The sequence below is a fragment of the Nocardia sp. NPDC049707 genome (assembly GCF_040674855.1).
Lineage (GTDB): Bacteria > Actinomycetota > Actinomycetes > Mycobacteriales > Mycobacteriaceae > Nocardia.
Map to the genome: position 1 here is coordinate 1 of NZ_JBFANN010000003.1, position 16348 is coordinate 16348.

Consider the following 16348-nt stretch of genomic DNA (forward strand, 5'->3'; position numbering starts at 1 on the left):
CACCTGCTACGAGATCGGCCAGAACCTCGTACCAGACGAACAGCAGATAGAACAACAGTGAATACAGCTCCTCGCTGTCGAGCAGCTCGTTCTGTGTCAGCCGACCGAGCATCGACTCGCCACCTGATCGGCGACCGTACTCAACAGCCGAAGTGACGAGATCGAGCATCGTCGCTAGAGTGTCACGCGCGCGAAGCCCAGCATCGGGACGCAACGCGGATTCCGCCCACAACCGAAGGCCACCAGCGACCGCGGACGGCAGGCCCAGAAGATCTCCGAGTACCGTCGCTGGCAGCGGAACAGCCACCCCCCGAACGAAATCGAACTCGGACACCCCGTCCAACTGTTGGAGCAGACGTGCCGTCAGCCCGTCAGCACGATCCACCCACGCACCCAACCGACCCGGATGCAACTCCGCGGTCACAGCACTCCGCAGTCGCGCCAACCTATCGAAATCACTGCGCGCGAACGCATCCATCGATGACGGAACGGTGAAACCCCGGTAATCGTCGCCTTGTGCATGCCGAACATTCGTTGCCAACCGATCATCCCGCAAGCTCGCATGGATATCGCGATATCGCGTAACGAGCCAGGCCGGCTGACCATCCGGGCTAGCCACACGGTGCACTCCCCCAGCCTCGCTGCGCAAGTCACCAAGAACGGACCACGGACTCGTCGCGAAAGCCTCATCAAATATCTCCAGCACTGTTCCATCATCGCGGTGCGGCGGCCTGAGCGTCGGTGCCGCAGCACGCCTGTACCGCTTCGGCGTCTCCGGTGGCGAATTCCGGTGCGACACCGAAGTTCTCGGTGTCGGCGAGCACGGTGTACACCTCCCACCGCTCGGCATTCGGACCGGTGACCCAGACCTTGTCCTGGGTGGCGAAGCAACACGTGGTCGCGATCTGCTCCTCGGTGAACAATCCCGCCTGCGACAGGCGGGCGATCTCACCGTGAACCTGCTCGGAGGTCTCGACCTCGACCCCGAGATGGTTGATCGAGCCACCCCGACCGGCGTTCTCCAGCAGCACCAGCTTCAACGGCGGCTCGGCGATCGCGAAGTTGGCGTAGCCGGGCTTGCGCTTGGCTGGGGCGGTGTTGAACAGGGTGGAGTAAAAGGTGATCGCCTGCTCGAGGTCGTCGACATTGAGGGCGAGTTGGACGCGGGACATCAGAACCTCCATAGTGAGACATATGTCGAAGAAGTGGGCGAAACCGAGTCTGCCACCTTTTCGACATATGTCAATAATGCGGGTAGTGTGGGTGGCGTGCCGAAGACCTTGCCCGTGATCGATATGTCCGCGCCGGTGTGCTGCGCGCCGGTAGCCGCGGGCCCGGTCGACGACACCGCCGCCCTGGAAGTCGCGCTGCGCCTCAAAGCCCTCGCCGACCCCGTTCGGGTGAAGCTGATGTCCCTGCTGCTTGCCAGCCCTGAGACCGGCGAGAACGGCGGCGACCTGGCTGCTGCGGTCGGGCTGTCCGAATCCACGGTCAGTCACCACCTGAGCCAGCTGCGCAAAGCCGGGCTAGTGGACTCCGAACGCATCGGCATGAACGTGGTCCACCACGCCAAACGCGACGCGCTGTCCGCGCTTTGCATCGTGCTGGACCCCAACTGCTGTCGCTGACTTTCCAGGACCCGCTCAGCAGGGACCGAAGGTTTTCGCGTGCGTGCGGCGCCGCCGCCCGGCTTCGAGATCAGCGACCGGAGGCTTGGTCTCTGCCTCATTCTTCTCCAGCGTGAGTAGCTGGATCACCGAAGCGTAGAGCTGTAGCTAGACGGCTGAGGCGAGCACCGAGACCCGTCAAGCATCCGCTGCGCAGCCGTCGTCATCTCGGCGGTATCGCGAACCGGGCGATCGCCTTGAGACCTGGACAGTAGCCATCGGTGGTATCGACGGTGAGTGACGGCACATCGAGATCGACCGATTCAAAATGCTCAACCGAGTGACGGTCGTCGGCGATCTCCGCGAGGAGGTCTCCGTCGTTGTGGGCGCGGCGATGGGGGTTGGTCTCGGCGCGGCGGATTATCCGGTCGCGGATCACCGATGCTGACGCCGTGCAGTGGATGATCCGGATATCGGTCACTGGAGCAAGCGGTTCCAGATTCGGCACCCACAATCGCCGTTGGAAAGCAGCTTCGGCGACCACCGTGACCCCGGCCCGCACCAAGACACCGAGGACGTTGAAAAATGCGGTGAGCGTGGGCATGTTCAGCTCATCCCAGCCCTGCTCTGGTGTCTGACCAGCGGCCAGCACCATGCCCTGTTTGATCTCGTCGCGTATCACCGCAGGAACACCGAGCTGCTGGGATATTGCGTGCGCGAGAGTGGTCTTGCCGCTGCCCGGTGGGCCGCTCACCACTATGAGCGCTGGCGGGCAAGGGCTTCCGCTGCCCGGCCACGAGGCGCCTTCTGCCACAATATCGCCCTTCCCCGACGTCATCGGTGTCCGCGTCCGACATCCGATCGAAAGACCGGCCGCTGCCATGATTTCCTATGCAAGCTGGTTTCCCGAACCGTGCACGGACGCCCTGACCGGACATCCCACCTCTCTCAACTTCGGCGTATCTGCGCAGGTCACGTCATTGAACCACAACAGGAATCCGGCTATAGAACCAGAGTTTGTCCTGGAACGCGGCTTCGGCGACCGCGCTGACACCGCTGCGGGCGAGCAGGCTCAGCACGTCGAAAAGGTGTGCAGGACGGGGATGTTGAGGTCTTCGTACCCGGTGTTGCTGGTTGGTGCGGTGCCCGCGACCATGCCCTGCTTGATCTCGTCGCGAATGATCGCGGGGACGCCGATGTCGGTGGCAAGCGCGTGAGCCAGGGTCGACTTCCCTGAGCCTGGAGGGCCGGAAACGATGCCGATCACGGGATGCCGACGAGTGTTGACCATGTCGAATTCTGGCACGTCAGGCATCATCATCGTTCGCGCTCGACGGCGGCCAAGGCACTGGACCCCGACCCACAGGTCTACGGCGCGCAGTAGCGTTGAATCTGCGGCCGATGCGCGGTCGGCCCGAGATCGGGGCTGAGCCTGATCCACAGGGCCGTCATCGCCGCCGAAACCGCCGGATGAAACGCCACCTCGGCGGGGTCGCGGTAGGCGAGTTCGGTTGCCTTGTCAGGTTCTTGCAGCGCAGGCTGACCGGCGACGCACTGCGCCCGGTAGAAGTAACCGGTCCAAGAAACGCCGTCGAACTCGTATTCATCGTGATGGACTTCCTCGATCTCCACAATCGTCAGGCCCGTCTCCTCCCGTATCTCTCGGACAGCGGCTGCTGCGGGCATCTCACCTGGCTCGACTTTGCCGCCGGGTAGATTCCAGTACCCGAAGTGGTCACGGACCAGCAAAACCTGACCCACGGGGTTCACGACAAATACTCGGGCGAACGCGATCTGATGCGCACTCACAGCAGAACTCCTTCGTTGATCAGTCGCACGCGCTGCGCGGGTTCAGACGCCGTGGCCAGGGCGGCGGCCAACAGGTCCAGTACTGGCAGGGTGGCTTTCACTCGGCGGTGATCCAGTGGACCTCATGGATTACGCCGTTCTCGATCAGGTAGCGGTCCATCTCAAGGTCGAAGATCGTCTGCGGATCGTTGCGATCTACTCGGTACTCGCGTGCCTGCACGCGCCCGTCCTCGAGGGTCCGCACGTTCGTGTAGCGGCGGATCCCCAGCGGTGTTTCGAACTCCTGGTACATCTTCCACCCGGCCTCGGCGGTTTCGCCTCGCATCTCGGCTGCTCCGAGCTCGAACAGACGCTGTTTCTCACCCGGCTCGAGGTCGTCGAACGGGTCTGTCTCGTCCATGGTCGGATCCCTTCGATCTAATTTCTACTCAGCAGTTCCGGGGGGAGCGCTGGGACACAGGGGTTGTTTTGGGTTTCAGTGCGATCAGATGGGCGAAGCGGGCCGTTTCGAGGTAGGGGTGCCGGTCGGCGAGCAGGTTTTCCAACCGCAGCAGTTCGCCGAAAAACTGTGGGTCGTGTTCGGCCTCGTCGTCGCTGATCAGATCGCATACCGCGCGCACCCCGTAGCGGACCGGTCGGCCCAGGCCTGCGGTGATCATGTCGGCGGCCAGCTCGGTCGCGGTGATCGCGTCGACCTCGACGTTATAGGTGAGTGCGGGCCAGGTTGGGGCGTCCAGCAGCCGTATCGCCTCGGCGAGCTCCCCGCGCCGCACGGCGGCGATCAACGGGTCGCTGGCGGGGTTGGGCACGAGCACCGACAGCAAGCCCCCGGGCGCCAGGACCGACACCATCGCCGCGAGCACTTCGGCCCGGCCGGGCACGTATTGGAGCACGTTGTGGGCCAGGACCACATCGAACGATCCTTCTGCCGCGACGCCGGCCAGGGCTTCGATGTCGGCGAGGCGTGTCTCGAGCAGTTCCGCGCAACCGTTGCTTCCGGCCAGCGTTATGGCCTCGTCGAGCGATGCCTGGGAGGTGTCGACGATCGTGACGTGGTGGCCCAGGGCTGCCAGGTGCAGCGCGTCCAGGCCGTTGCCGCCGCCGACGTCGAGGACCCTCAGCGGCCGGTGCGGTAAGTGGCGAGCGAGGTTGGTCGCGACCTGCTCGTAACGCAATCGGCCCCACGGGGTCTCCTGGTAGCGACGGAAAGCATCCAAGTGCCGATCGAATTCCGAGACCATAAGGCCCTTTCTACGCGAAAGTCGCTGGTGGTGAACACGAATCGGCGGACCCGTCAACGGAGATCGGCAGCGCCGAGCACGTCGATCGTTTCCGACCAGGGCCGGGTGGGGGTGCGGGGATCGTCTCGGTGCAGGGTGGCTATCCAGCCATCGGAGAAGCCGCCGTCAGGGCGCAGGCATAGCCCGCGCACGCGGCCCTCGAATCGGAATCCGTTGCGCCACGCTGTTTTTGTCGAGGCCCAGTTGCCGACAGCGGCCTGCCAAGCCATCAGGTGCTGTCCGTCATGCTCGAAGGCATGGTCGAGGACTAGGCCCAGCGCGATCGACATGAGGCCGGCACCGCGAAAGGCGGGGTGTAACCCGTATCCGACTTCGGCGGTGCCGTGGCCGGTGGGCCGGTAGTCGATTGTCCCGGCGAACGCGTACTCGCCTTCCTCGCAGCGGGTGGTGATCGCCCAGAATCGCGGCGAAACGGCGCAGGGCTGGGCCCAGCTGCTGCGGGCGAGGTCGAGTAGCTGATGGGCGTGCTCGAGGTTGTAGGGGCGGGGGATACGAGTGTATTCGAGCATTGCCCGGTCGTGGCACTGCTCGACGATCGCCGGAATGTCCTCGGCTCGGTGACCACGCAGCACGACCATGCGATGCGCGTCGGTAAGGATCGGGGCCGCCGCGGGTGTACTGGCAGTCCAGGATGCGAGCGCGTCGGCGAGTTGGCCGGCGGCCTGCGGTGCGCTGATCGAGGTGGTGTCGATCACGAGATCGGCGGCGTAGGCGAGCCATTCGCGGCGGGCGTCGACGAAGGCGGGGATGTGCTGTCGACGCCACTCGGCCGCGGCGGGCAGGTCGCGGTCTGCGGTGATGCGCTCGTCCAACGCGTCGGGGTGGACGTCGAGCAGCACGTGGTGCAGCGAATACCCTTGTCCGCGAATGCTGTCGGCGATCTCGAGCCAGTACCGCTGGTTCAGTACGGTCTGGACGATCAGCAGAGGCTGGCCGGTCTCCTCGGCGAGCTCGTGGGCGACGATCGGCACAAGGCGCCGCCATGAGCGAAGATCCTGGAAGTCGGTGATCTCGCACTCGGGGAACTGCGGGGCGAGCATGAATCCGACGTACTCGGGATCGAAGATCCGCCATCGCTGATCTGTGGCGACCAGCGCTTTGGCCAGAGTCGACTTTCCGGAGCCGAAACTGCCGTTCAACCAGACAGCTACGCGCGAGCGTTCGGACAATGCGATACCCCAATAATGTTGGTGAACGGGAGAAACGGGTGTCTATGAGGCACCGTCAGGGCCGAAGGTGGAGGTAGAGACGGTGTCCGGTGGCGATCTGCTGCACGACCAGAGGCAGCAGCGTGTGCTCGGCGGCCAGCACACGGGCAGCGAGTGTGTCGACGGTGTCGTCGGCGAGGACCGGGACCTCGAGTTGGGCGATGACCTCGCCAGTGTCGTATTCGTCTTCGACCAGATGGACAGACGGGCCGCTGACCTTGGCGCCGGCATCGAGAACAGCCTGGTGAACGCGGGCGCCGAACATCTGAGTGCCGCCGAAAAGCGGTAAAGGTGCGGGGTGCACGTTGACGATTCGGGGTGCGAACTCCTCGAGGGTCCGCGGGCCGAGCTTCTTCATATAGCCGGCCGTGACGACCAAGTCGACCGAGTGCTCGACGAACATGGCGCGGACGGCGTCGTCGAGTTGGTCGGGATCGGATGGGGCTTGCCCGACAGATGGCGGGTCGGAATCTCGTTCTCGCGCGCATACGCCAGCCCGAGCGAGCCACTGTTGTTGCTGATCACAGCCACTATTTCGAACTGCGCGTCGATTTGCAGTGATACCAGGTGCAGCGCGCGCAGGTTGGAGCCGTTGTGCGAGACCAGGACACCGACGCGGAGCTTGGGCATGGACCGTTAGTCTTCCACAGCCGATTGTCGCCCGGGGTGGGTAACTTGGCCGGGCATGAACCAGCGAATCGTGATCATCGGATGTGGCGGCAGCGGCAAAACTCACCTCGCCAACCAGCTCGCCGCCCTCCACGGGCTCCCGCTGACCCACCTCGACGCCGTCTACTACGACCCCGACTGGAACCCGCTCCCGGCCGAAGAATTCCAGGCCATCCAGCAACGCCTCGTCGACGCACCCCGCTGGCTGATCGAGGGCAACTACGCCGGCACCATGGCGATCCGGCTCGCCGCTGCCGACACCGTCATCTTCCTCGACTTGCCCGCCCGCACCTGCATCACGGGAGTGCTGCAACGACGCTGGCGCTACCGCGGCGGCCAACACCACGACGGCGTTTACGACCGCATCACCTGGGGATTCCTGCGCTACATCTGGTGCTACCGCGCCCAGATACGCCCCCGCGTGCGCGACCTGATCGCCGAACGCGGCAAGCCTGGCGAGCTGGTCACGCTGACCAGCCGCCGCCAAGCCACGCGCTACCTCGCACGCCTGCGCGCGCAAGCCCGCACCACCAGCTGACACCGAAATTCCTACGAACAGCTTGGCGGCGAAGGCACGATCAGTCTTGGGCACCGACGATCGGAAGCCACGGGACAGCGTCGTGGCGAAAACTTTGCCGCCTGGGGATCAAATCCGTGCTGTCATCGAGGCTCATCATCGTCACGCCCACCAGTTCTGCGTCACCGTCGTCCTGGGCCGCGACAGAACTCCCGCAGATACCGCAGAAACCACGCTGAGAATCGGGAAAGGTGTTGTACCAGAACGGCTCTCCGTCTGGTCCGGTCCACTTGAACCCTTCGCGCGGGAAGTCGACCCACGACATTATTGGGCTACCGGACAATCTCTGACAGTGGGGGCAACTACAAAGTTCCCTGTCAAGGGTTTCTGTTCAAGTGGTCTTGTCGACCGAAATTATTGAGGGTAGGCCGATCAGCAGGGGCGATCCCCACACGGACAACGGGTCTGCACACCAGCCGCCGGGCCAGCGTCCTCGCGTGCGACCCGCACCTGGATGGCTCGTCTTCTATCAACTGCGCGGCGAGATGGCTTGACGGTTCGCCGGTTACCTGTGTCGAGTTGCTGCGAGGATGTGTTGTAGGGGCAGGGGCGGCCTGTCGGTACGAGGGAGTGGAATGAGTGCGTCTGTTGCGGTCCGTCGGGCTAGTCGCTGGCAGGATTCGGTGCGGTTGCTCCTGCTGATCGATGCGGCGGCGGTGTCACCGGCTGAGGGGGAAACGGTGCCGGCCTCGACGGTCGGAGTGGTTCACACCCAGGTGCGGCTACAGAAGCTCGACTTCTGGGTTCGTAATCCGGACTACCTGGCCTACGAACTCATGAACGAATACGAGGCCGCTCCAGATGTTCCGCGGTTGCTCGCGCTGGCTGCCGAGATTCTGGAGTCCGAGGAGCCGGACCTACGACGCTTCCCTATGCTGCGATATAAGTACGGGGCCTTCGAGGAGCTCGATGACGCGCTGGCCCCGTTGGTTGAGAGGGGTGTGTTACGGAAGACGCAGATCCTGGGCCAGGAGCGAATCGTGGAGCACATCTACTTCTTGCTTGAGCGAGGCCGAGAGGTAGCCCGCTCGATACTCGCCGAGGCGCCAGTATTGGCGTGGTATGTCGAGCGTACCCGCATGGTCGTGGAGTTGGTCGACGGTCTTGGCGGTACACAGCTGAAGGACCGACAGTATCTGCTCCGGGACTATGCCGATACCCCGTGGGGAAAGCACATCGTCCCCGTGACCGACCAGGCCCGGGCACGGCTGCTCGAACTGCAGGCAGCATCCGTTCTGGCAGTTGCGGATATCGATGACACGGAGGTTTCATGACTGTGCCAGGCTCGGACCTTTTCCCTGCTGAGCAGCCGAACGAAGTGCCCACCGCGAGCGAGATTCTGAAAGGGGTTGCGGCGAAACTGGAGCTGACGCCCGAGCAGGTCGAGCGAACTCTCGCCGAAGCGAACATCACCCTGAAGAGTCCGACTGCTGCCGACCGTCGACTGCGTGTCCTGCGGTTGCGGGCTAGGGGAGTGAAGTACTCAGGTGAGAGCTTCACCGTCGAGCAGGCGTTCACCTCCGGCGTATGGGCGATCGTGCACCCAGACAACAGCGCCGGAAAGACGAGTCTGCTGGAGTTCCTGGTCTGGCCGTTACGCGGAGAGCCGCGGGATCTGCCGCCAGATGTCCGATCCTGGCTGCGACACCTCAGCCTCGACATTGCGTTGGCTGGCCGCCCGATCCGCCTCGTTTTGGACAGCGAGGACTCTCAGCACACCTCGTTGCGGCTGCGGGTCCTGACCGCAAGCTCCACAGACGACCTTCTGGTCGCTGAGGATGCCGCATTGCGTCTGCTCGCGCGGGCATCCGGCAACGATGAGATCACCCGATGCGTCGGCGCCTTCTTCTTGGACGCGTTGCGCATGCAACACACGAACTTGTGGCAAGCCGGCGGCGGCGCCGCCGGCGAAGGCGTCCCTCAAATCCATGGTTGGGCCTCCTACTTCGGGGCCTGCTATCTCAACCCTGGCGGCGATGAGATCCTCATCGGGGATGTCAGCGCGGTAGGACTGTCAGCGCGGTTGATGGAATTGTTCGTCGACATCCCCTACAGCACAGCGCTGACCCAGCTCTCGGTCGCCAGGAAGCGCGAGAAGAAAACTACTACGCAGGAGCAGCGACGAGCAGAAAGCGACGCCGAAGCCCGTCTGCACGACCGCGAGACCTGGCAGAACGAACTCACCTCCGCGTCCGGGCAGATCGCGGCACTACGGACGGCGTCGACACAGGAGATCTCCCCGGCTATGCGCGCCGCCGATCAAGCGGCGACAGATCTCCGTGCGAAGCGTGCGCTTCAGGAGGAAGCCGAGCAGACTCTCACTCAGGTGTCCGCAGCACGAGTGCGCGCCGGTCAGACCCTCCTGGACGCGCGCGAGACCTGGCAGGCCCGGCGAGTCCTGGGACGTCTGGACCCGGTCTGTTGCCCGCGCTGTGAAGAACCACTGGATGGCCCACGCCGCAGCCGGGAACGTGAGCACGCGAACTGCGCGGTCTGCACGCGACCGCTACCCAAGGTCGACGAGGAGACTGCTGAAGTCCGGCTTGCAGAGCTGGAGCACGCTCTCTCAGCCGCGCAGCAGGCAGAGCAGGAGGCGGACCAACAGCACGCGACCGCGGTCGAGGCGGTCGAGCTCGCGCTGATCACTCATCACGACACAGCCGCGGATCTGGAGCAACTGCTCGCGACCTCACAGGTGCACAATCGGTTGCGAGCATTGGAGATTCGGGCAGCAGAGCTGCGTGGACGACTTGAGGCGACCGGATCCCCGTCGGCCGTCCCGCCTATGTCGTTATCCGCGCAGGTTCTGGCTGCCACCGAGGAAGCGGTCCGCGCGGCCGTCGATCGTTCGGCCGCGCAACTGTTCCCGGCGATGAACGATCAGATTGTCGAGCTCGCGACACGGTTCGGTGTACAGAATCTCGATAGTGTCAAGCTCGACCGCTCCGGCAAGGTCAACGCTGTCAAGGCCGGGGTGAGGACGCCGTTCAAGAAACTCAGTCGCGGCGATCGGCTCCGGATGAGAATCGCGACCGTCATCGCGCTCCTGCGTGTCGCTGCCAACCGGGGAGTCACCACGCATCCCGGACTACTTCTCATCGATTCCGTGGCCGCCGAGGAGGTTACCGAAGTCCCGGCTCGTACTTTGATCGCCGAGCTGCAAGCGGTCGCCGCTGAACTGCCCGATCTGCAGGTTATTCTCACCACCGCTCAGCCCGAGCTCGTTGCCGCGCTCCCGGAGGACTATCTCATCACCTCGGGCGGTGAGCACCTGTTCTGAACTGCATGCTTTCGAATCGTCCAGTGCTCAGGAGAGGTCCGTGACCTCGAATGTGGATCAGGCGCTGCAGATCTGGGCCAGCAGCGCCACCGACAGCGAACTGGAGGCTGGGCCCTGTCTGGCGGACCTCGGCGGGCTCGAGGCGGTCCTGGCGGAGGCCGATCATCTCGCAACGGGCCCCCTCTTCCCGTACCTGCTCATGGCTGTGGGCGCAGATCTCGACAGTGTGGATAGCGAACAGTCACGGCAACTGCTCGATGCTGCGGCCAAGGGTCTGCGGGAGCCTCAGGCGGCCTGGATTCTAGCCGACGCGGTCGATGCTCTCTGCGCCCGACCGGCTCTGGCGACTCGTCTCGGTAGCCGGGTGGTGCGGGACCTGGCGGCGCACGCAGAAGCCGCGCTCGCCGGCGATGTCGATGCCGCGTTCGCTCATCCGGCTATCGCCGGGCTTCTCCGTTTGGCTCTCGCCGAAACGGCAAGCCCCCACCGCGTGCTTGCCATACTCGCAGAGATAACCGGCGACGAACCCTCTGAGGCACTCGAACGCGTGCCAATCCTCGTCGGCGTCGCTCACGACCACTTCGGGGACGAGGCGCTGCTCGATGTGCTCAACACACTAGAGAATCAGCCCGACCTTTCCGGCGCCACTCGCGCTGATGCCAGCTTCGAGTTGGCCGTCGCGGATATGCGCGCGGCGCTGGAAGCATCCGAACGCCCGGCCGTCGAAGAAAATCTGCGGCGAGCGCACATGCGATTCAAGGAACTCGACAGAACCCAAGAAGCACGCCTGGACGCCCGCGCTCACGCCGCAGCCCTCGAAGCGATCCTCGCCTTCGGCGAGTGCGAACAATCTCCCCAGAGAACATCGGCCGCGTTGCGCCTGGCCGAGGCAACCGACCAACTCGCAGCTGCGACTATGCAACTGGCGGCGTGGACCTACGGAATGCACCGACTGGACTGGCTCAGCGCCCGCGGTCTCTCCCAAGCGGCGTGGTCCAAACTCGTCACCTCGCTCCACACCGTTCACGCCCACTTGGACCTTCCCAGCTGGTACGACCCTGCCGGAACCCTGAGCGACCTGCTCGACGTCTACGTGGCCAGCCGAAGTATCCACATCGGCACTCCCACCGAAACCGGTCTCACGGCACTGATCAGCCCACCGATCGAAGCGGCATTCATCCGCCGCGAAGGACTACTCCACCAGCTGGAGCAGGCACTGGCAACCGACCCCCAGTTCACCGACTCACCTGACGCGCAAGCACTACACACCGTAGTCCGCGCTCGACGAGAGGCAGCTGCATCGGCGGAGCAGGTGGTGCCGGGAAAAGCCTTCGCGGCCCATCCCAGCCTCGCCGCCCTCCTCAACACTGACGGTCCTGCACTGCTCGACGACCTTGACCCCCACCTACTAGACAAGATCGAGCAACTGCTCCAGCAAAGGGAACGAGGTTTCACCCCGACCGGAAACTCACACTTCGATGACCATATGGAATCGCTATTGGAGGTGCTGGTCACGTCACCAGCCCGGCCTGGAAGCCGCGCGACAGCCACTACTTCTCCACCCTCCTTGAGCAGTTCTTGCGGTTCCTCTATGACCGCTTCGACGCCCAAGCCGACTACTACGGCACACGCACCGAATATCTCGGCCCTGCACCGAAGAAAAATGACGGGACCACTGATTACTGGGACGAGAAGCGCGTCCAAGACGACCTCCACCAGCACCTCGCCGGCATACTCACCCCCGCGACCATTCAACGCGAACTCATCGATGTCGCCAGCGGCAGAACCGATGTTACCTACACCCCCGAGCCGGGCAGCCGATTCGTTGCCGAGGTCAAACGCCGAACCACCAAGTGGACCCGGGACAGCATCGAGAAGAGCTACCTCGCGCAAGCCGCGAACTACACCGCCACCGGGCCACCCTTCGGCTTGCTGCTCGTCGGTGACCACAGCAGCCACGCTGCCGGTTACCCCAGCGTGCAGGACAACGTCTGGATCATCCGCCATGCACGCAGCGCAACCGAAATCCCCCGGCTCATCGTTGCCGGGATCCTGCCCATCGGTCGGCCGACACCATCTGCGCTACGCATACCCCGCCCGTGAGACGCGTCTCTTGATCACCGGCTTCGTGTTGAGTTGCGCTGTAGCGGCAGCACGGCGCTCGCCGAAAAAGTCCAGCGAGCGCCGTCAATCGCCGCAGGAGTCGCACAGGCCCGATCGAACCAGCCGATCGTTGCACGCTTTAGGTGAATCAATGGCCGGACTGCGACAGCTTGCGGGCACACTCAATCCTGCGCGCCAACGATCGGAAGCCACGGGACGGCGTTTGGGCGGAAACTCTGTCGCTCGGGCACCAAGCTGCTGTGGTCATCGAGGCTCATCATGGTGACCCCGACCAGTTCGGCGGCGCCGTCATCCTGAGCACCCACTGAGCTTCCGCATGCTCCGCAGAATCCTCGCTGGGAGTCTGGGAAAGTGTTGTACCAGGTCGGTTCTCCTCCGGGTCCTGTCCATTCGAACCCTTCACGAGGGAAATCGACCCACGACATGACCGGGCTACCGGACAGCTTCTGACAGTCGCGACATGAACAAAGGTGAGGGAATGACAGTTTCCCTGACGCCTGATATCTGATGTTTCCGCACAGGCATCCGCCAGTGTGCATGGCAATCATATCCTTTCATTTGATTGTTCGCTGGGTAGATAGAGCACAGGGTTTGCCAATAGCATTCACCTGGCCGCAATCCGGGAGCATTGGCGGCGGTACATCTGTCGCCAATCATCATCTGCCCGCCATCCGGTCGTAACGACCGTGCCGACGGGCACGTTCGACCGCCCACGCGCGCTCGGACTCGCAGTACGCGCCGACCTGACGCAGCGCGTCGGCCGACACATAAAACGTCCTGTCCCGCTTCGACCGCGACAACGCCCGCGCCACCTGGCCGTGGCAGTACCGGCCGAACCACAAAGGCTGGGACGGGATCTCGAACGTCAGCATCGCGCCGGCTTCCTGGCGCCGCAGCCCCGAGCTGAGCATCAGGCCGACGAATGCGGTGTTCCGCAGCTCGGTGCGCGCATCCCAGCCCAGCATCGGCGCTGACGCTCGGTCGAGCCCGCGCAGTCCGAGGTCCTGCCACAGTCCCCAGGCCCGTGGCGTCAACCAGGTGACACGTGCACTCCGCGCGTGCGCTGCCCGGTCCTCCCGGCGCCCCACATCGACAGGCAGCGGGAGAACCCCAGCCCACCTGTACAACCGCGTGAACGCCGCGGCCTCGCGGTCCCACTTCGCTCCGCCGATCCGATGCGGGTTCTTCGGTGAATCGCATCGGAATTCGCGATACGCCCTCAAATCAGATCGGGTCGCTTGCCGCCACGGAATACCTCGCCGCCACAGCCACGACAACAGCACTCGGATATCGGTCGCGTAATTCCGGCGCTTCTCACGCTTGAGACCGCGAAACGCATCCGACAGAACGAATTTCAGCAGATCTGAATCGACAACGAAGTCGGGCCGCACGAACACCGGATCACCGGGACGAAGCCCAACCCGGTCCACAGCGGCGGGGAGATCCTGTATGCCCAGCACCCCATCCGGCGGGAGCTGCCCCCACCGGTCGGCGTCGGGAACGAAAACGAGCCACCACTCGTCCACCCTGCTCCTTCGTGAGTTGTTGAACTCACTCAATCATCAGGGAAGCACAAGTGCGGCCAGTTCGCCTCACCGTCAGCCCGGAACCGGATCTGCCCACACAGGCAGCCACCCTCATACATCGGCGTTCCCTTTCGAATCGAATTGTGTTGCAAACATTGTGATTTGGCGGGCACCCCAGGTTGCAGCCAGGCACCGGACCGGGCCAGCGTAGAGCATCGTGAGCCGCCGATCCGGGATGTGCGGGGTTGCGCCGCTTGCCCTGGGTCAGAAGACCGCGGACTGCTGGAACAGGCTGATGTCATTGCCGCCGGTGGCGGCCATGCAGAGCCGTTCGATCCCGATGCCGAGGCCGACGCTGTGTGCCGGAACGGCACCGGCGAGGATCGCCTTCTGCACCAGTGACTGTTCGGGGTTGTAGAGGCCGATCGCGCTGGCGCGGCGGATGAATGCTTCGGCGTCGGTTTCGTCTTCGTAGCCGTGGACGACTTCGGCACCGTCGATGAAGACTTCGAACCGGTTCAGGATCGCCGCGGTGCCTTCGCGCAGTTTGGCGCAGGGTTCGTTGCCTCCGAGGGGCATATCGACCAGGAACATCGCGGTCTCGGCGCTGCGTGGTTCGAGTTCGGTGGCAATGTAGGACTCGAGCAGGTCGTACAGCGGTGTGTCCGACGGCAAGTCGAGGTGGTCGGCTAGGGCAGCAGTGTGCCGGTCCAAGGTCTCACGTGTCAGGTCGACCCCGAGGGTAGCCCCGAGGTGTTCTGCAACTGAGATCCGCTGCGAAGTGCCTGGGTGTGCGAGGCTAACCAGTTTCTCGGCGAGGTCGATCAGGTAGTCGTAGCTGGCCTGCGCGGCATACAGGTCCAGCATGCTGAATTCGGGAATGTGGGTGGCGTCGGAGGTCTCGTTGCGGAAGCAGGGGCCGATCTCGAACACCCGTGGGGTGTGGGCGAGCTGGTAGCGCAGTGCGGGGCCGATCATGCTGCGTAGCCACCCGTTGTGGCCGCCCACGGCGGCGCGGGCGCGTTTGCCGGTCAGATCGTCGGCCTGCCGAAAGGTGGGTGTGGTGACCTCGGCGAACCCTTGCTCACGCAGCAGAGCCCGGATCTTGTACAGCAGATCGGATTTGACCTCGATGGCCTCGCGCGGGGTCAACGTCACCTCGGCTGCGGCGGGGCTCATGCGAAGTAGTCCTCGCACATGCCGGCGCGCACGGTGTCGAGGGTGAAGCAGTGGAATCCGCCGCCGAACAGGCGGCGGTGGCGGTGCTGGACGGGGATGACGGTCAGGCCCTTTTTCTCCAGGGTGCGCATGAGATCCGGGCACAGGCTGTTGACCACGACGGTGTCTTCGTCGACGGAGAGCACGTTGATGTCGATGTAGCGGGAGGCCAGGTTGAACCCGAAGTCAGAGTAGTCCGGGAAGGCGTCCTCGTTCTGTTCGGGCGGAACGACGACGTCCCAGCCGTGCAATGGCTCGGGCAACGCGTCGAGGTAGTCGGTGGAGCGCAGCATCAGCAGGCCAGGGCGCAGCGGCACCACGATGGAGTCGATGTGACTGTCGGCGATGGCGTCGAGCCTGTGGAATCGCAGTTCGGGGAAGGTGCGTCGGAGCCAGGACAGGCCGAGTTCGTGGTTGGTGTTGGCGACGTTGACCAGGACATCGCGGCCCAGGCGGATGCATTGGGCGCCGTCGAAGATCAGTTCGTACCCCAATCCGGGCAGCACGCGGGTGTCGGCATCGCCGATAACCCCGGACAAGTCAAACGGCTGGCCGTCGAAGAAGCTCGGGTCCAGCGACTGGCGCGCGAGCGCCGGCCGTGGCATTGACAACCATCCCGATCCGGCGTTGAGGTATCGGTAGAAATGGGGTTTGAGGTAGTCGTTCTCGAATACCCTGCCTCGTATGTGCGGGGCGGTCTCCACGATGGTGTCACCGAAAATGATGGTCTGGTCGCGCACGTTCAACGGCGGCGTTTCCCGGGCCGACCACCACGGCGAGCAGACCACGGCGCGCTCGGTGACCGGCTCGGGACGCAGCACCTGCACCCCGGCTTCGGTGAGCGCGGCGCAGAGCCCTTCCACGTCTTCTTCGAGTTCATCGACCAGCTTCGGCGGGATCGCCAGTTCCCGGCCGCCGTCTGCGGCGGTCGGGGTGACGTTGTCGAGGTAGAACAGCCGGAAGCTGGCATCGAGATCGTGGGAGGTGTAGCCGTTGGGGTCGCCGACGATCACTTCGCGCAGTGTCGTG

At 64.2% G+C, this 16348-nt stretch carries 19 protein-coding genes and 2 pseudogenes; 5 read left to right on the plus strand and 16 right to left on the minus strand.

Going from position 1 to position 16348, the window contains the following annotated elements:
• Nucleotides 1-713 precede the first annotated feature (713 nt).
• A complete protein-coding gene (locus AB0J29_RS04220; RefSeq protein ID WP_364779000.1) occupies nucleotides 714-1172 on the minus strand; it encodes an ArsI/CadI family heavy metal resistance metalloenzyme in 459 nt (152 codons plus the stop codon).
• A gap of 96 nt (nucleotides 1173-1268) precedes the next feature.
• Here AB0J29_RS04220 and AB0J29_RS04225 point away from each other — a divergent pair, with 96 nt between their 5' ends.
• Complete coding sequence (locus AB0J29_RS04225; protein WP_364779003.1) at nucleotides 1269-1628, plus strand: Rv2640c family ArsR-like transcriptional regulator; 360 nt, start codon at nucleotides 1269-1271, stop codon at nucleotides 1626-1628.
• A 202-nt stretch (nucleotides 1629-1830) separates the two neighbouring features.
• On the opposite strand, the gene AB0J29_RS04230 is transcribed toward AB0J29_RS04225, so the two are convergent.
• The 8 genes and pseudogenes from AB0J29_RS04230 to AB0J29_RS04265 all read right to left on the minus strand — a co-directional run bounded on the left by AB0J29_RS04230 (nucleotide 1831) and on the right by AB0J29_RS04265 (nucleotide 6555).
• On the minus strand, nucleotides 1831-2361 hold the full coding sequence (locus AB0J29_RS04230; protein WP_364779006.1) for an AAA family ATPase: 531 nt from the start codon (nucleotides 2359-2361) through the stop codon (nucleotides 1831-1833).
• Between the two features lie 318 nt (nucleotides 2362-2679).
• Complete coding sequence (locus AB0J29_RS04235) at nucleotides 2680-2913, minus strand: zeta toxin family protein (protein ID WP_364779009.1); 234 nt, start codon at nucleotides 2911-2913, stop codon at nucleotides 2680-2682.
• A 62-nt stretch (nucleotides 2914-2975) separates the two neighbouring features.
• A complete protein-coding gene (locus AB0J29_RS04240) occupies nucleotides 2976-3416 on the minus strand; it encodes an NUDIX hydrolase (protein ID WP_364779011.1) in 441 nt (146 codons plus the stop codon).
• A gap of 97 nt (nucleotides 3417-3513) precedes the next feature.
• Nucleotides 3514-3816: a hypothetical protein gene (locus AB0J29_RS04245; RefSeq protein WP_364779013.1), complete on the minus strand. Its 303-nt coding sequence runs from the start codon at nucleotides 3814-3816 to the stop codon at nucleotides 3514-3516.
• A 28-nt stretch (nucleotides 3817-3844) separates the two neighbouring features.
• Nucleotides 3845-4657, minus strand: coding sequence for a methyltransferase domain-containing protein (locus tag AB0J29_RS04250; RefSeq protein WP_364779016.1), 813 nt, complete (start codon nucleotides 4655-4657; stop codon nucleotides 3845-3847).
• Between the two features lie 53 nt (nucleotides 4658-4710).
• Entirely contained in the window at nucleotides 4711-5886 is a 1176-nt protein-coding gene (locus AB0J29_RS04255; RefSeq protein ID WP_364779019.1) for a GNAT family N-acetyltransferase, read from the minus strand.
• Between the two features lie 55 nt (nucleotides 5887-5941).
• Nucleotides 5942-6343, minus strand: a pseudogene (locus AB0J29_RS04260) (formyltransferase family protein); the annotation flags it as partial.
• Nucleotides 6280-6555, minus strand: coding sequence for a formyltransferase family protein (locus AB0J29_RS04265; RefSeq protein WP_364779022.1), 276 nt, complete (start codon nucleotides 6553-6555; stop codon nucleotides 6280-6282). The gene AB0J29_RS04265 and the pseudogene AB0J29_RS04260, both read right to left, overlap by 64 nt.
• A gap of 55 nt (nucleotides 6556-6610) precedes the next feature.
• On the opposite strand from AB0J29_RS04265, the gene AB0J29_RS04270 reads away from it, so the two are divergent.
• Nucleotides 6611-7132: a hypothetical protein gene (locus AB0J29_RS04270; RefSeq protein ID WP_364779025.1), complete on the plus strand. Its 522-nt coding sequence runs from the start codon at nucleotides 6611-6613 to the stop codon at nucleotides 7130-7132.
• 40 nt (nucleotides 7133-7172) lie between these two features.
• Here the strand turns inward: AB0J29_RS04270 and AB0J29_RS04275 are convergent.
• Nucleotides 7173-7469 (minus strand): annotated as a pseudogene (locus AB0J29_RS04275) (GFA family protein); the annotation flags it as partial.
• A gap of 277 nt (nucleotides 7470-7746) precedes the next feature.
• On the opposite strand from AB0J29_RS04275, the gene AB0J29_RS04280 reads away from it, so the two are divergent.
• Both AB0J29_RS04280 and AB0J29_RS04285 read left to right on the plus strand, forming a co-directional pair.
• On the plus strand, nucleotides 7747-8445 hold the full coding sequence (locus AB0J29_RS04280; protein WP_364779028.1) for a hypothetical protein: 699 nt from the start codon (nucleotides 7747-7749) through the stop codon (nucleotides 8443-8445).
• Nucleotides 8442-10451 carry a hypothetical protein gene (locus AB0J29_RS04285; RefSeq protein ID WP_364779031.1) on the plus strand — a complete coding sequence of 670 codons (2010 nt, stop codon included), beginning with the start codon at nucleotides 8442-8444 and terminating at the stop codon, nucleotides 10449-10451. The genes AB0J29_RS04280 and AB0J29_RS04285 overlap by 4 nt, the downstream gene beginning before the upstream one ends.
• A gap of 301 nt (nucleotides 10452-10752) precedes the next feature.
• Here AB0J29_RS04285 and AB0J29_RS04290 read toward each other — a convergent pair whose 3' ends face one another.
• Nucleotides 10753-11025 carry a hypothetical protein gene (locus AB0J29_RS04290; RefSeq protein WP_364779034.1) on the minus strand — a complete coding sequence of 91 codons (273 nt, stop codon included), beginning with the start codon at nucleotides 11023-11025 and terminating at the stop codon, nucleotides 10753-10755.
• Between the two features lie 42 nt (nucleotides 11026-11067).
• Nucleotides 11068-11301, minus strand: a complete 234-nt coding sequence (locus AB0J29_RS04295) for a hypothetical protein (protein WP_364779037.1) — start codon at nucleotides 11299-11301, stop codon at nucleotides 11068-11070.
• Nucleotides 11302-12029: 728 nt separating this feature from the next.
• On the opposite strand from AB0J29_RS04295, the gene AB0J29_RS04300 reads away from it, so the two are divergent.
• Nucleotides 12030-12554, plus strand: coding sequence for a hypothetical protein (locus AB0J29_RS04300; protein WP_364779040.1), 525 nt, complete (start codon nucleotides 12030-12032; stop codon nucleotides 12552-12554).
• Nucleotides 12555-12736: 182 nt separating this feature from the next.
• On the opposite strand, the gene AB0J29_RS04305 is transcribed toward AB0J29_RS04300, so the two are convergent.
• The 4 genes from AB0J29_RS04305 to AB0J29_RS04320 all read right to left on the minus strand — a co-directional run bounded on the left by AB0J29_RS04305 (nucleotide 12737) and on the right by AB0J29_RS04320 (nucleotide 16332).
• Nucleotides 12737-13123, minus strand: coding sequence for a GFA family protein (locus tag AB0J29_RS04305; RefSeq protein ID WP_364779043.1), 387 nt, complete (start codon nucleotides 13121-13123; stop codon nucleotides 12737-12739).
• A gap of 108 nt (nucleotides 13124-13231) precedes the next feature.
• Nucleotides 13232-14101: a hypothetical protein gene (locus AB0J29_RS04310; RefSeq protein WP_364779046.1), complete on the minus strand. Its 870-nt coding sequence runs from the start codon at nucleotides 14099-14101 to the stop codon at nucleotides 13232-13234.
• A gap of 264 nt (nucleotides 14102-14365) precedes the next feature.
• Entirely contained in the window at nucleotides 14366-15280 is a 915-nt protein-coding gene (locus AB0J29_RS04315) for an amino acid--tRNA ligase-related protein (RefSeq protein WP_364779049.1), read from the minus strand.
• A complete protein-coding gene (locus tag AB0J29_RS04320; RefSeq protein ID WP_364779052.1) occupies nucleotides 15277-16332 on the minus strand; it encodes an inosamine-phosphate amidinotransferase 1 in 1056 nt (351 codons plus the stop codon). Before AB0J29_RS04320 ends, AB0J29_RS04315 begins: the two co-directional genes overlap by 4 nt.
• Nucleotides 16333-16348 lie beyond the last annotated feature (16 nt).

Bases quoted from the DNA above. Each gene is read 5' to 3' on its own strand.
- AB0J29_RS04250 (WP_364779016.1), bottom strand. From the start codon at position 4,657: ATGGTCTCGGAATTCGATCGGCACTTGGATGCTTTCCGTCGCTACCAG.
- AB0J29_RS04280 (WP_364779028.1), top strand. From the start codon at position 7,747: ATGAGTGCGTCTGTTGCGGTCCGTCGGGCTAGTCGCTGGCAGGATTCG.
- AB0J29_RS04285 (WP_364779031.1), top strand. From the start codon at position 8,442: ATGACTGTGCCAGGCTCGGACCTTTTCCCTGCTGAGCAGCCGAACGAA.
- AB0J29_RS04270 (WP_364779025.1), top strand. From the start codon at position 6,611: ATGAACCAGCGAATCGTGATCATCGGATGTGGCGGCAGCGGCAAAACT.
- AB0J29_RS04305 (WP_364779043.1), bottom strand. From the start codon at position 13,123: ATGATTGCCATGCACACTGGCGGATGCCTGTGCGGAAACATCAGATAT.
- AB0J29_RS04315 (WP_364779049.1), bottom strand. From the start codon at position 15,280: ATGAGCCCCGCCGCAGCCGAGGTGACGTTGACCCCGCGCGAGGCCATC.
- AB0J29_RS04265 (WP_364779022.1), bottom strand. From the start codon at position 6,555: ATGCCCAAGCTCCGCGTCGGTGTCCTGGTCTCGCACAACGGCTCCAAC.
- AB0J29_RS04220 (WP_364779000.1), bottom strand. From the start codon at position 1,172: ATGTCCCGCGTCCAACTCGCCCTCAATGTCGACGACCTCGAGCAGGCG.
- AB0J29_RS04245 (WP_364779013.1), bottom strand. From the start codon at position 3,816: ATGGACGAGACAGACCCGTTCGACGACCTCGAGCCGGGTGAGAAACAG.